Annotated in this window: 13 protein-coding genes; 6 read left to right on the forward strand and 7 right to left on the reverse strand. The window is 39.2% G+C overall.

The genetic code is table 11. From position 1 onward, the window contains the following. The first annotated feature begins 175 nt into the window (after positions 1-175). The 3 genes from FTU38_RS04330 to thiM all read left to right on the forward strand — a co-directional run bounded on the left by FTU38_RS04330 (position 176) and on the right by thiM (position 2,627). Positions 176-439, forward strand: coding sequence for a hypothetical protein (locus FTU38_RS04330; RefSeq protein WP_078193641.1), 264 nt, complete (start codon positions 176-178; stop codon positions 437-439). Between the two features lie 149 nt (positions 440-588). Further along, positions 589-1,746, forward strand: a complete 1,158-nt coding sequence (locus tag FTU38_RS04335; RefSeq protein ID WP_180110636.1) for a hypothetical protein — start codon at positions 589-591, stop codon at positions 1,744-1,746. A gap of 11 nt (positions 1,747-1,757) precedes the next feature. After that, positions 1,758-2,627, forward strand: a complete 870-nt coding sequence (gene thiM / locus FTU38_RS04340; protein WP_180110637.1) for a hydroxyethylthiazole kinase — start codon at positions 1,758-1,760, stop codon at positions 2,625-2,627. Between the two features lie 100 nt (positions 2,628-2,727). Here the strand turns inward: thiM and FTU38_RS04345 are convergent, their stop codons facing one another. The 3 genes from FTU38_RS04345 to FTU38_RS04355 form a co-directional block, all read right to left on the reverse strand. Further along, on the reverse strand, positions 2,728-3,279 hold the full coding sequence (locus FTU38_RS04345) for a hypothetical protein (RefSeq protein ID WP_180022470.1): 552 nt from the start codon (positions 3,277-3,279) through the stop codon (positions 2,728-2,730). Between the two features lie 19 nt (positions 3,280-3,298). Beyond that, positions 3,299-4,027: a hypothetical protein gene (locus FTU38_RS04350; RefSeq protein ID WP_180077666.1), complete on the reverse strand. Its 729-nt coding sequence runs from the start codon at positions 4,025-4,027 to the stop codon at positions 3,299-3,301. 380 nt (positions 4,028-4,407) lie between these two features. Further along, positions 4,408-5,928 carry a transporter associated domain-containing protein gene (locus FTU38_RS04355; RefSeq protein ID WP_180110638.1) on the reverse strand — a complete coding sequence of 507 codons (1,521 nt, stop codon included), beginning with the start codon at positions 5,926-5,928 and terminating at the stop codon, positions 4,408-4,410. Positions 5,929-6,544: 616 nt separating this feature from the next. Between FTU38_RS04355 and FTU38_RS04360 the strand changes: the two genes are divergently transcribed. Further along, a complete protein-coding gene (locus tag FTU38_RS04360; RefSeq protein ID WP_078193646.1) occupies positions 6,545-7,009 on the forward strand; it encodes a MarR family winged helix-turn-helix transcriptional regulator in 465 nt (154 codons plus the stop codon). Between the two features lie 21 nt (positions 7,010-7,030). Here the strand turns inward: FTU38_RS04360 and FTU38_RS04365 are convergent, their stop codons facing one another. After that, the gene (locus FTU38_RS04365; RefSeq protein ID WP_180110639.1) at positions 7,031-7,690 is read right to left on the reverse strand and encodes an SOS response-associated peptidase family protein; all 660 of its coding nucleotides are present in this window, start codon (positions 7,688-7,690) and stop codon (positions 7,031-7,033) included. Here FTU38_RS04365 and FTU38_RS04370 point away from each other — a divergent pair. Both FTU38_RS04370 and FTU38_RS04375 read left to right on the forward strand, forming a co-directional pair. Continuing rightward, a complete protein-coding gene (locus FTU38_RS04370; RefSeq protein ID WP_180110640.1) occupies positions 7,674-8,351 on the forward strand; it encodes a hypothetical protein in 678 nt (225 codons plus the stop codon). The genes FTU38_RS04365 and FTU38_RS04370 overlap by 17 nt on opposite strands. Before the next feature lie 207 nt (positions 8,352-8,558). Then, entirely contained in the window at positions 8,559-8,714 is a 156-nt protein-coding gene (locus FTU38_RS04375) for a hypothetical protein (protein WP_180110641.1), read from the forward strand. A 76-nt stretch (positions 8,715-8,790) separates the two neighbouring features. Here FTU38_RS04375 and FTU38_RS04380 read toward each other — a convergent pair whose 3' ends face one another. From FTU38_RS04380 to FTU38_RS04390, 3 genes are all read right to left on the reverse strand, one after another. Next, complete coding sequence (locus FTU38_RS04380) at positions 8,791-10,233, reverse strand: aldehyde dehydrogenase family protein (protein WP_180110642.1); 1,443 nt, start codon at positions 10,231-10,233, stop codon at positions 8,791-8,793. 111 nt (positions 10,234-10,344) lie between these two features. Next, positions 10,345-10,821 carry a hypothetical protein gene (locus FTU38_RS04385; protein ID WP_180110643.1) on the reverse strand — a complete coding sequence of 159 codons (477 nt, stop codon included), beginning with the start codon at positions 10,819-10,821 and terminating at the stop codon, positions 10,345-10,347. 88 nt (positions 10,822-10,909) lie between these two features. Next, entirely contained in the window at positions 10,910-13,072 is a 2,163-nt protein-coding gene (locus FTU38_RS04390) for a malate synthase G (RefSeq protein WP_180010311.1), read from the reverse strand. Positions 13,073-13,530 lie beyond the last annotated feature (458 nt).

Genomic DNA, 13,530 nt, shown 5'->3' on the forward strand with positions numbered 1-13,530 from the left:
ACGCATCAATATTATTTTGTTACTTTTAAATTAATAATTTATTTTCAATATCTTAATAAAACAATATGCCGTTTATCTGCTTTAAAATGTCTACTCAAAACATTTGAGCATGCGTTTTGCATCTACTTAATTGCCAAAAGCAAAATCATCAGGCTAAAACAAAAAGAGGTGCATTATGTTTATTAAAGAACACATCATCCGTATTGAAAATATGAAGACCCTGCAAGCGCTTGATGCTGCAAATATCGACCATCAAGTAATTGCAATGTTTATGACTTGCGAAGGGATTCCACTCAAAGCCTTTGAGGTCAGTTCATTACTTAACTCATATAGTGCATTAGGCACTAAAAAAGTGGCGTCTAAAAAAGTGCAAGCTTTAATACAAGCCAAACAACTTGGAGAGGAGGACGAATCGATCCCATGCCCAGCCGCCTATTAATAATCCATTCTAACTAAAAGCTGCATCATCACTATGCAGCTTTTTTTATTTGTCGACTTCTCGCCTGAGCTGCTGTAACTGAAATTGCAAACCCGTCTTTAAACAGAGATGTGTATAATCAATTTAACCTTTCAAGAAACGCTGGCAACATGTTCAATATTCTACGCAAACAAATGGATGAAAGTACGCAATGCCCGTTGTGTCGTGCATCTATGTATTGGGTAGATGCTGAAAAATTAGATGAGCAAGAATTTAATTTTTATCAGTGTAGCCACTGTCATCATCAAATATTTCCAGAACAACAATACAACTGTCATTGTGAAAACTGTCAGGCCGCACGAAAAAAACTACTCAAAGAAACCCGCTTACAAGAACAGCGTAAACTTAAAAATAAAGATATCGTTGAACGAGAATTAAGTGAACTGAGTTTTTTACAGAAACTTTTTTTGCTGGCTTTATTGGATAATCACGTCCAAGAACATACGGCGCATCAAGAATTTATCGACTGGGATGCTATTAAATATCACAACATCAGCCCGAATTATCTCTTTCAACAGTCGCTCAAAAAGCATCTCGTACATGAGCAAATTTTGATTGTAAAAGATGATGCATTGCAAGCTGAACAGTATTATATCAATGTCCGTCTGGATGGATATTCGGAGCCCAGTCTTTTTAGTGTCGCGCAGCAACTTCGCCATTGGTTTTATGAAAATTTAGCCTTGGGTGTTCCGTTTAAAAGTGCTGACGAAGTGAAAGAGTGTTTGTATCTCCTAATTTTTCAAGAAATTGTCCAATTCATGCAGTTTTACTGTAAGACATGGGGCATTCAAATTGCAGGGAATAAAAGCTTTCAAGTGTTCTGTTATCGCCTACTCGACCATCTAGCGGTTGGGCAGATTTACTATATGATTCAGTCAGCACTCGAATACCTACATAAACAAAAAGCTCTGCAAGTGCGTAATGAAAATTTCATTAATACAAATCTGTTAAAAAAGACCTTACAGCAATATCGTGAACGTGGCTTACAGGAAAAATGGGAAACCTTTACTCTACCTCGTCCGCCACAACTCCCCTTTAGTAAAATGAGTGAAATTTTGCTCTTTAACTTTTTAGGACTCGATGAAAGTATCTTTGTGCAACCGATACGCCATGCTTGGAAAAAAATCGAACCTCGCTTAAATTTTTATTCCACAAAGCGCTGCATGTACTGTGGTTCACAAGAGCTCTCTGTCGATTATGATGCCGCAGATTATGTGACCCTGTTCTGCCGTAATTGTAAACATCAAGACCATTACTTCACCCGCTAAGGGAGAAAACGATGAATCAATCTGAAAATTTTGAAACGACCATGAACAGTGAATTAACTGACTTAAATAGCCCGCTTTTACAAAGCGTCATCAATGCGTGGATTGAACTTCAATCCAAACAACCTTTGGTGCATATCATCACCAATGCAGTTGCGAGCAATTATGTGGCCAATGTCCTTTTGGCTGCGGGTGCTTCTCCTGCAATGATTGACAATCCCTTTGAAGCTGAAAGCTTTGCCTCGATTGCCAGTGCATTGAATATCAATTTAGGCACGCCAACGTCTGAACAAATGCAGGCCATGCAAATTGCTGCACAAACAGCACAAAATTTAAATAAACCTTGGGTGCTTGACCCTGTCGGTTATGGCCCCGTTTTGCCGTGGCGATCTGAAATGGTTGACCAATTACTCCAGTACAAGCCAAGTATTATCCGTGGCAATGCATCAGAAATCAGTGGTCTTGCAGGTAATCAAGGTGAGTCACGCGGTGTCGATAGCACGCTCAATAGTGCCGAGATTTATTTAAATGCTGTGCCCTTATTAGAACACTGTGAATGTGTGGCAATTTCAGGCGAATCAGATTTCATCTTATCGAAAGAAATGAATGCAGTGATACAGATTAATGGTGGGTCTTACTTACAACCCAAAGTAACGGCTTCAGGCTGCGCTTTAGGTGCGTTAACAGCGGCGTATTGCGCCGTAAGTGAAACGCTAACTGCTGGCACGATCGCAGCACATTTGCACTTTGCGATTGCGGGTCAAAAAGCCTATGAAATTAGCTCAAGTGTCGGCAGTTTTAATGTTGCATTTTTAGATGAAATTTATAATCTCAATGAAGATGATTTCAATCAACTCGCTAACATACAAATTTATGCACTATGAAGCTACGATAGCTTGAAAAAAAACAAAAACAGCTTGAGTAAAGGACTCAAGCTGTTCAGGGTTTCATGCTGTTTTTTATAATTAGAACGCGTCAAAAAACTTACTGTGCCGTACTGTCACTTGCAGCATTGGAATCAAACATTTCTGAATCTTCGATCATTTCTGTTGGATTACTCAAAATCATGTCGAGGTCATAGTCCCCCGCATAAACAATATTTTTGATTTTTGAACAGTCGCCATCACTCATTTCATAATTTAAGACTTTGGCTTCATCACCAATTTTAAACTCAGCACGAACGACGTTTTTATTTTCATCAAAACTCAGTTTAGGCTGAACACCTTTTTTCGAATCTTGCTGCGGATCTTGGCTATCCGTGAAAATATCAAAATCCACATTACACGCTTGTTGCGACTGCTTACAGTTAATTTCTGCTTGCATACGTTCCGCTAACGATGGCTCAAAATAGGCAGTAAGTTGATCTTTACTCAAAGCATGCAATTTCAACTCTTGATCATAAATTTGTTTGACCAGTTTTTCGGGGGCAACACATTTCTGCGATTGCTCCTGTACTTTTTGCTCTGCTGGCTGACAAGCCGTTAAAAAGATTGCCGCGCCGAAACCGAATAATCGATATATCGTCATTTGTCGCATAACACATCCATGTCCGTCATTAAACTGCCCGCCCAACTGCCAGATTCATACTTGCTTCAAAAATAGTTGAAACATTTAATTTACAAATACACATTAACCCCATGCCATCAAAATAATCTGGCACGTGCTGCATAAAAAATTGAACATGTTCATCAGATTTTTTCCGTAGCCGAACCAATTGCTCAGGCGTCACCTTCGGTAAATCACAACGATGAACAAAAATATCCTCAGCCCGATGCTGCACATCATGCTGACGGATTTTATAACTATTTAAAACATCCACATACTCGGTGGGCATCGGGACACCATGCCTTGGATAAAACTTAACAGAGCGCGAGGCAAATAATGTATATACCTTTGGTTGTGCCAATGTAGCCACAAACCACATCGGAATCGCTGGAAATCGTATCTGATGTTGCATCGCCACTTTAATCGCCGAGTTTAAGGTCAGGTTTTTCCGACGATAATCAACCAATACCCCTGCCCGTGAATTAAAAATAAAAATCGGCCGATTGTTATGCATAATTTTTAATATACGCACAATGTTTTGCCCAATCAGTTTTTCCTGCTCAAAATACTGAATGATTGGTAAGGCAACAATATCTGGGTCATGCATGTATTGATAAAGTTGCTCAATCCTAGAAGTTGGAAAAATACATTGATCAAACTCCCAGAGCCGTTGAAACAACTCATGTTTTTCTTCAATCGTGAGTTTGCAAAAATCAATGATATTCTCAGTGATCGCCATACCAACACCCATTTTTTTAATGGATTAACTTTGAATTTCTTCAAAGTCCCTAGTTATAAAGTTTTCCGAAGCGGTATTTAAATGAAATAAAATTATTCATAGATCATCAATGATGATTAAAGCCCCAAGTTAAAAATGAATCGCTATTTAACCTCATGCTTTTTTAAAATCAACCCTATCAATATTTCTTACTTTTGAATCGTTTTAGCCCTCTAAAAGCCCAAAAGTTGCAGCGTTTTTTGACTGTTACATCATGTAAATATAATACGTTTTAACATAGTGAATTACAGCCTCCTTGGATAGGATTTCTTATACTTTCTAGTCATACAAAAAAGACAGCTTCGAAAAGCTGTCTTTGAGTTATTTTTAAAATTTAAGCATTAAGCTTGGTAATAGATATCAACCGTTTTAATGCGGTTTTCATCCATTGCCGTAACTTTAAATTGGATGCCTTTAAAATCAACCACAGTCCCGACTTCTACATTGCCGTGGGTCTGATCTAAAATAAGACCTGAAACACTGATATAACCATCATCTTCTTCGATCAAATCCAGCATTTCCAATTCAAGTTCTAACTGATACAGATCGAGCATGCCTGAAGCTTTCCAATGTTCATCATCGATTTTAATCAAATCAAGTTGTTCATCTGCATCAGGGAATTCACCAGCAATCGCTTCAAACACATCGAGTGGTGAAATCAGACCTTGTACCGCCCCAAACTCATCCGTAACCAGCACCAAAGAGCCTTTTGAGGTACGCAAGGTATTAATCGCATCAATCACCTTCATCTTTTGGAAAATAAAGATTGGACGATGACGTTTAATCAATGCTTTTAGATCATCTTCACTGTCTAGAACATCAATAAGTTCTTTCGCGCGGACAATACTAATCACTTTATCCAAGCTACCACGACACACAGGGAATAAACTGTGCGGCACTGAAAGGACTTGCTCACGAATTTGTTCAGGTGTGTCATTTAAATCCACCCAAGAAATTTGATTACGGGGAGTCATGATCGACGCAACTGAACGCTCTGCAAGCGTCAACACCCCCCCAATCATGTAACGCTCTTCGTCTGCAAAGGTTTCTTGCGCCTGATTACCAACTTGATCGGATTCTAAGCGCCCACCCATCAGTTTTAAAATACTGTCCGCAGTACGATGACGTAATGGAATTTTCGCTTCATGTTTTTGAGCATTGCGTTGACTAAACTGGTTAAAGGCTTCGATGACAATCGCAACACCAATACCTGAGTAGATATAGCCTTTCGGAATATGGAAACCAAAACCTTCTGCTATCAAACTAATACCGATAAGCAATAAGAAGCTTAAACATAGGATCACGACGGTCGGATGTCGGTTTACAAAAGCCGTTAGCGGTTTAGATGCAAGTAACATCACTGCCATTGCCACAATCATTGCAGCCATCATGACATAAATGTTGTCGACCATACCGATCGCTGTAATGACAGAGTCTAAAGAGAAAACCGCATCTAAGACAACAATTTGCGCAACAACTGCTGTAAAGCTGGCATATGCCACTTTTGTTGTCACTTGAACTTCTGGTTTTCCTTCTAATTTCTCATGTAGCTCTGTGACCGCCTTATAGACTAAGAACAATCCACCGAACAATAATATGAGATCTCGACCAGAGAATGTCCAATCAAAAACGGTAATCAGGGGCTTTGTTAATGTGACCAACCAAGAGATTGCAAATAACAATCCTAATCGCATAAATAATGCGAGTGAAAGACCAAGTACGCGGGCTTTATCACGTTGTTCTGGAGGGAGTTTTTCTGCCAAAATGGCAATAAAGACTAGGTTATCAATCCCTAGTACAATTTCTAAAATAATTAATGTAAGTAAACCAACCCAGATTCCGGGATCTAACAAAAATTCCATTAGCTCTCTTCCTCATTCTGGATTGTAAGAATATCTTCAATCAGACCAACGCACGGCGACGGATCCATAAATTTAACCTGTGTAACTAGAGACCATTCCATTATGCATAATCTTGCGCATTTGTAATGTATTCAAGCATATTTTTTCGCATCAACAATTTGACAAAATGTTAAAAACCCTGAATGTATTACAAATCGAATGGGCGATATAAAATACATATCTAGATGTTAAAACCTACTTTTTGTGATCTCCTCTTCCACTTTAAAAAAAGTATGAATTCACCTGACTTTTAATTAAATGTAATTAAATACGTTGTATGAGATTGTATGACAAATCTAATGAATTATTTATTTCTACCTTTTGGTAAAAAATATTAATATTCAATTAAAATTAAAAACTTATTTATTTTCACTACACTATCTCTATAACTGACCTTAGTTTTAATTTCTTTTAAGCATTTAGACAGAATATCAATATAATCTATTTAGATAATATAAAAATGAGATATCTTCTACTTTCTATTTTTTTATTGTGAACTCTTGCTATTACCCTCTATTTTTCAATAGAATGTTAAAACATTAAATAAAATTAAAACAAATATTCAGGGGACTCCTTTATGACAAAAAAGTATTCAAAATTTTTACCATCCACCGATGACTTTAGTTTAGAAAATTTTCCTTTCTACTGGGTTACTCAGGTGCATTCACAATATGTTTTAAACGTCGACCATGCATTGAAAAAGTATGGCGTTGATAATTCACGTCGTCGTATCCTGCTCGCACTCAAGTCTAAACCTCATGCGAGTGTTTCGGATTTATCTGAAATGGTCGTATCTAAAATGTCGACGACAACCAAGATCGTTTATCGTTTAAAAGATGAAGGCTTAGTAGATACCTATTCTTGTGAAGATGATGCGCGTATTACCCGCGTCGTGTTAACCGATAAAGGCACTGCAATGACACAGAAGATTAACGATCTAACGAATGTCGTTCTAGAGCAATCTTTTGAAGGCTTAACACCGCTACAAATTGAAAAAACTATGGAAAGCTTAAAGCATATTTTCAAAAACTTAGCGCGCTAAGCATTCTGCATCACCGAAATATCAATCGAAAATATTCAGTTGGGGACTGATTTTTTCGATTTTTATTTTGGGTGCGTGTGCACATTCAAACTCATCAACAGGAAAACCTTGTACAAAACTTTGGATGTTGGGTGATTTCCAACTTAGCCATTCCTCTAATCGCGCATGCGGAATCACAATGACCGAGCGCTTTACATTGCCCGGCTCATGAAAGTGTTTCATCATCTCATGCTGAATAGCGTCCATCGTAATCATGGTACTTGAACGTACAATCTCGTCACCTTGCCGACAAATGTCATATAAGGCAGCGATATAAAACGCTTCTCCATCTTTGCGCTTAACACTCCAACGCTGCGGCTTATTATCGATATACATTGACTCATAAAATTCAGACACTGGAATTACGCCAAACTTACATTTTGAGATCGCATTGATAAAAGACGGCTTTTGATACAAAGTTTCATTTCGGGCATTATAGGTTTTTAGTGCAATAGATTTGTCTTCGGCCCATTTAGGCACCATGCCAAAACCCACTTTTCGCCACTCTAGCCCTTGCTCAGACTTAAAGAGCAGCGGTAAATCATAATTTGGATAGACTTCCTCAGGATATTCAAAACTGATTTCAGGCAAGTTTTGCGACTTTAATTGCGCTAAGGTAATCGGTTTGAAATTGGCACACATATTTGCCATAATCCGCAAAAATTCAATCTTTATAATAAATGAAAAATCTAGACCGAAGTCGCTTTATCGTTTTAATTCTCAGTTTAAGTCTATATCCAACTGCAAAGCAGCAAAAGTTTCTGTACATACCGTTTCATTTCTACCTTTTAGTCTCGACGCGCTCTATCTCAATGAATATCCATTTAAACAAAGCCTGATCAATGAAATCGAGATCCCTGCAGGCAAATACCGCATTCAATATAAGCATTTTCGCAATCAGCAAATGATCAGTACACATCATTGGGTCACGGTCAAAAATCTTCCCAACACCCAAGAGCAGCAGTTCTCATTAGTCATCCTGCCCTATGGTGAAATGATCAATGTCTCTGACTTTAAAATTACATCTCCAGAAATGTTTCCTGAAATCCGTTTTGCAAAACATGCTCAAAATAGTTATCGCTTGATGCAAAATCAGCAAAGACAACGAGATCAATTTGGCGTGATTCTTCCTGACGTAGATGAAGCCCACACGACAGAATTAGAAGATCAATTTGGCTGGTTTACGGTGAACTCAGATGAAGGGCGTGTCAGGACAGATTGTACAGGCACGTTTAAAATCAACCCTCAGGATGTGCTCCCCTATTTCACCACTGCAAATTCAGCTCTTCAGTTTAATGATTAACAAGGAAACCAAAAACATAACGCATACTTAGCGTTTAGTGATAACAATCCGCTTATTCCAATCGAAGATCGAACAATTCATGAGGCAACGGATTACAAAAATGGCTTGAAGTTTGATGTCTATATTCACCATATCCAAAAAATGAAAACCGAGACTATTTCTTCTAATTATTCAATCTACAATTATAAGGTTCAGGTCAAGCTGTACATGACGGCTTTGCAACGTAAGCCCATGCTGTTGATGAATCAGCAAATGCACTATCAGGATAATTGTTCAAGCCAAGATCTTGGCGCTTTTCTGTATTACAAAACACGTTGGAGCCGTTTTTGGGACTATATTCTGCCGCATATTTCATGGAAATAAACTAAAAATGTCCTGCGTAACATTAGCTGCGGTGAAGTCTATTGCACAAGATTAAATAGACTTCACTTTGAGTATTTTAAGCAGGGAACGTTTGCCAATGGGTGCGGGTAAATTCCTCAAATATCCACTCACCGTTAAAACGACCAAGGCCTGAATTACGTTCACCACCAAAGGGTGCATTAGAATGATCCGCCACACTGATGCCATTGATATGCGTCATGCCTATATCGAGTTTGGCCGCAAACTCTCCGCCGCGTGCTAAATTTGAGGTACATACCGCACTCGATAAACCAAATCGGGTTGAATTCGCCAATTCTAGTGCATGTGCTTCATCTCGCGCTTTTAAAATCGGCAAGATTGGCCCAAAGCTTTCTTCCAATGCAATATCAGCGTGTGCATCCACATGGGTAAAAATATGCGGTGCAACCAATTGACCTTCAATGCCGCCTGCATAGGCTAAAATTGCATCTTGCTGAATAGCATTTTGAATAATAGTTTTTAATTTATCGATTTGCGACTTATTGATAATAGGCCCTATCAGGGTTTCAGCAGCATTTGGATCACCGACCACAATACTTTTTACCCGCTGAATCAATTTTTCAACATAAGCATCGTGCAAGGATTCATCCACAATCACTCGATTGGTACTCATGCAGATTTGTCCTTGATGCAAAAAACGCCCCATCACGGTCAGTTCAACGGCTAAATCTAAATCGGCATCATCTAAAATCACTAAAGGCGCATTACCGCCAAGTTCTAGCGCTAAACGCTTAATCCGTGAACTTCCTAGTGCTTTCACCCCGACCTGCTGACCCACTTCAGTTGAACCTGTAAATGAAATCATTTTAGGCACAGGATGCTCTACAAAATAGTCGCCAATTTCACTGCCACTGCCTGCAACGACATTTAACACGCCATGCGGCAAGCCCGCTTCTTCAAATAATTTTCCGAGCAACGTTCCACCTGTCACTGGCGTGTCACTTGCAGGCTTCAACACCACACTATTACCGCAGGCAATCGCAGTCACCACAGAACGCATCGATAAATGAAATGGAAAATTCCACGGGCTAATCACCGCAATGACACCCAAAGGTTTGCGCAATACAAAACTCTTTCGACTCGGGTCTTTACTCTCTAGCTGCGTAGTTTGCATTTTTTCAGGAAAACGCAACGATTCTTGGATAATGCCGAGCGCTGCATCAACTTCAATATTGGCTTTTAAACGTGTACTACCAGATTCATCTATCAGCCATTGAATAATTTCTTCTCTGCGCTGCTGAATGGTTTGAGTTAATTTAGTGATGACTTGCTGACGTACTTCAATGGGCTTGGTCACTTCTGATTTAAAGGCAGCTTCTGCCGCACTATAAGCACTGTCTACATCGACACTGCTGGCTGCCTGCAATTCAAAAATCTCTGCTTGGCTAAAGGGATTGATATTCTTGATGTGACGCGTTGAAGTCCCTGCTCGCCACTGTCCACCAATATATTGCAAATCTAATGCGGTATATGCTGACATCGTTTCCATCCCATTTTTATCATTCATTCCAATGTAAAGGCTTCAGCATCGAAAAGCTATGAGAAAAACAGGAAGAAACTTTATCCATAATTTATTGTACAACGCTACAACCTAAACAGGATGATTAATCTGCTGCATCGCTTTATAGATTCGCCAATAAATATAACAGCTAACCAAAACTTCAAAACTCAGGTCTTTAACTGTGGTGAGTTGCTCAAGTGCAGCCTCCTCCATGTTTAGGGTCAACATGGGTAACAGCCCTTCAACAACTACAGCCATCAAGATAAACAGGACTAAACTCTGAATGGTCACGGGTAGATACAATGCGATAAAGCGCTTTAAAAAATCTCGGCCTTGCTCGCCGCCATTGGCTTTAAATATGGCATTCACCCAGCTAATCAGCAGACCAACTTGTAAAACAAACGAAGCCCAAGCTTCTGTAGGTTTGGATTCTGGGGTTAAGGTCAGTGCTAAGTAGCTAAAGAAAATCAATATTGAACTGGCAATATAGTAGTTTTTATAATGGGTTTCTGAGACTTTATTCAGTCTTATATCATCCACCAACCGATTTACATTCCATAAATACATGGATTTTCCTTTTCATTTTTTATGTCGACATTCTAACTTTCTCAAGCAATAAAAAAAGCCTCCGAAGAGGCTTTTTTTGATTTACAGATTAGTCACCTGTATAACCTTTTAATTTTAAACGGTAAGCATGAAGAAGCGGCTCTGTATAACCAGAAGGCTGCTCGCCACCTTTGAATACCAAGTCATAAGCAGCTTTATATGCATAGCCATCAAAGCTTGGTGCCATTGGCGTGTAAAGTGGATCGTTAGCATTTTGCTCATCTACAACTTTCGCCATGCGCTTAAATACTTCTTCAACTTGCTCAGCAGTTACGATACCGTGACGTAACCAGTTCGCAACGTGTTGAGAAGAAATACGTAAAGTTGCACGGTCTTCCATCAAACCAACGTTGTTGATGTCTAGAACTTTTGAACAACCTACACCCAAATCAACCCAACGAACCACATAACCCAAGATACCTTGAAGGTTATTTTCGAGTTCTTTGGTTTTCTCTTCTTCAGACCAGTTTGTATCTGTCGCTAAAGGCGGTGTTAACAAGTCATCTAAAGATAGCGGTTGAGTATTCAACAACTCTTTTTGACGTTCAGAAACATTGCACTGATGATAGTGAATCGCGTGAATTACAGCGCCAGATGGAGACGGAACCCATGCACAGCTTGCGCCAGCTTCTGGATGCTCAATCTTAGTTTTGTACATATCAAGCAACATATCTGGTTTTGGCCACATGCCTTTACCGATTTGCGCTTTACCACGTAAGCCTGCTTGTAGACCGATCATCACGTTACGGTTTTCATACGCTGGGAACCAGATTTGAGACTTCACTTCGCCTTTACGAACGAATGGACCTGCTTCCATGAACGTATGAATTTCGTCACCCGTACGGTCCATGAAACCTGTATTAATAAAAATCGTGCGATCTTTCGCTTGCGCGATACAGTTTTTCAAGTTCACAGAGGTACGACGTTCTTCGTCCATGATACCGATTTTCAAAGTCTTCGCAGGCAAACCAAGCGCTTGTTCAGCACGCTCAAATAATTCAACTGCAAATGCAACTTCTTCTGGACCGTGCATTTTTGGCTTAACGATGTACATAGAACCTTTACGAGAGTTCTTGTTTTCGTTTTCGCCTTTAATGTCTGCAAACGTCAATAACGGTGTGATCAATGCATCCATAATACCTTCGTAGATTTCAGCACCATCTACAAGGATCGCAGGGTTTGTCATCAAATGACCCACGTTACGAAGTAACATCAATGAACGACCGTGAAGTGTAGTTTCACCACCGATCAAGTTTTTGTGCGTACGGTCTTTATTTAATGTACGAGTAACGGTTTTACCATTTTTCTCGATAGATTCAGAAAGCGTACCTTTCATTAAGCCTAACCAGTTACGGTAGCCTTCAACTTTCTCTTCAGCATCAACTGCTGCAATTGAGTCTTCCAAGTCTTGAATTGTCGTTACCGCAGCTTCAAGAACTAAGTCTTTCACGCCAGCAGCATCTGTTGAACCAATTGGGCTCGTCGCATCAACTTCAATGATTACATGTAAACCATTGTTTAAAAGTACGATTTCAGTTGGTGCAGCTTCGTCACCATTAAAACCAACAAACTGAGCTTCTTTCGCTAAAGTTGCAGTTGAGCCATCTTTTAGGCTTACAACTAACTTTTTGCCTTCTACCGCATATTTAGTTGCATCTGCATGCGAACCATTAGCTAGCGGGAAAGTCTCATTTAAGAAGTTTTTAGCAAATTCGATAACTTTTGCGCCACGAGCTGGGTTATAGCCCTTACCTTTTTCCGCGCCGTCTTCTTCAGAGATCACGTCAAAACCGTAAAGAGCATCGTAGAGTGAACCCCAACGTGCGTTCGCAGCGTTTAAGCAGTAACGTGCATTACGTACAGGCACTACTAATTGCGCACCAGCCAATAATGCGATTTCTTCGTCTACATTTTCTGTGCTGATTTGGAAATCTTCTACTTCTGGTAATAAGTAGCCAATTTCAGTAAGGAAAGCTTTGTAAGCTTCGAGTTCAAATTTGTTGTTGCGGTGCCATTCATCAATTTTCGCTTGAATGTCGTCACGCTTAGCCAATAGTGCTTTGTTCTTTGGGCTAAGATCGACAACGACTTGTTCAAAGTTTTTCCAGTAAGTTTCACTGTCTAAACCTGAACCCGGTAGTGCTTCATTTTCGATGAAATCGTAAAGTTCTTTAGCAATCGCTAACTTGCCTTTTTGAATACGTGCAGTCATTGTCTTTCCTGATATTGCTATTTTTTATAACAAGAGATTCTAGTATACCCATTTATACTTTGCTGAATAGTACTATCACATTCCTAAATAATGATCATTTTCTATGTAATGAAATACCCTCATCATTCAACATAATAAAGATCAGAAATACGACGTCATCATCAGCCTGAATACCTTTTTACAGTGTATAAAGTTTTTGAAATGTCGAAATTAGACTTAAGTGCAGAATTTTGTTCTAAAACTGAACAAATAGACCTAAGCGTCAAACAAACTCACTCGATTAAGCCATGAAATGCTGCCAATGTCGATGCTACAACTTCAACCAATCAGTTTAAATTTAACGCTCTGATCAATGAATTATTAAACAACCCTTCTTCTTATTAAATGATGCTTTTATCTTGAGATATCTCTTTAATTTTTATTTTTCGTTGCACAGCTTTTCTTAATTTATATATGTA

Source organism: Acinetobacter sp. YH12098, from assembly GCF_013419235.1.
Taxonomy (GTDB): Bacteria; Pseudomonadota; Gammaproteobacteria; order Pseudomonadales; family Moraxellaceae; genus Acinetobacter; species Acinetobacter amyesii.

Excerpts from the sequence above, each read along its gene's own strand:
- thiM (WP_180110637.1), top strand. The coding sequence starts at position 1,758 with ATGAATCAATCTGAAAATTTTGAAACGACCATGAACAGTGAATTAACT.
- FTU38_RS04345 (WP_180022470.1), bottom strand. The coding sequence starts at position 3,279 with ATGCGACAAATGACGATATATCGATTATTCGGTTTCGGCGCGGCAATC.
- FTU38_RS04335 (WP_180110636.1), top strand. The coding sequence starts at position 589 with ATGTTCAATATTCTACGCAAACAAATGGATGAAAGTACGCAATGCCCG.
- FTU38_RS04385 (WP_180110643.1), bottom strand. The coding sequence starts at position 10,821 with ATGTATTTATGGAATGTAAATCGGTTGGTGGATGATATAAGACTGAAT.
- FTU38_RS04390 (WP_180010311.1), bottom strand. The coding sequence starts at position 13,072 with ATGACTGCACGTATTCAAAAAGGCAAGTTAGCGATTGCTAAAGAACTT.
- FTU38_RS04375 (WP_180110641.1), top strand. The coding sequence starts at position 8,559 with ATGACGGCTTTGCAACGTAAGCCCATGCTGTTGATGAATCAGCAAATG.
- FTU38_RS04330 (WP_078193641.1), top strand. The coding sequence starts at position 176 with ATGTTTATTAAAGAACACATCATCCGTATTGAAAATATGAAGACCCTG.
- FTU38_RS04380 (WP_180110642.1), bottom strand. The coding sequence starts at position 10,233 with ATGTCAGCATATACCGCATTAGATTTGCAATATATTGGTGGACAGTGG.
- FTU38_RS04360 (WP_078193646.1), top strand. The coding sequence starts at position 6,545 with ATGACAAAAAAGTATTCAAAATTTTTACCATCCACCGATGACTTTAGT.
- FTU38_RS04365 (WP_180110639.1), bottom strand. The coding sequence starts at position 7,690 with ATGTGTGCCAATTTCAAACCGATTACCTTAGCGCAATTAAAGTCGCAA.
- FTU38_RS04355 (WP_180110638.1), bottom strand. The coding sequence starts at position 5,928 with ATGGAATTTTTGTTAGATCCCGGAATCTGGGTTGGTTTACTTACATTA.
- FTU38_RS04350 (WP_180077666.1), bottom strand. The coding sequence starts at position 4,027 with ATGGCGATCACTGAGAATATCATTGATTTTTGCAAACTCACGATTGAA.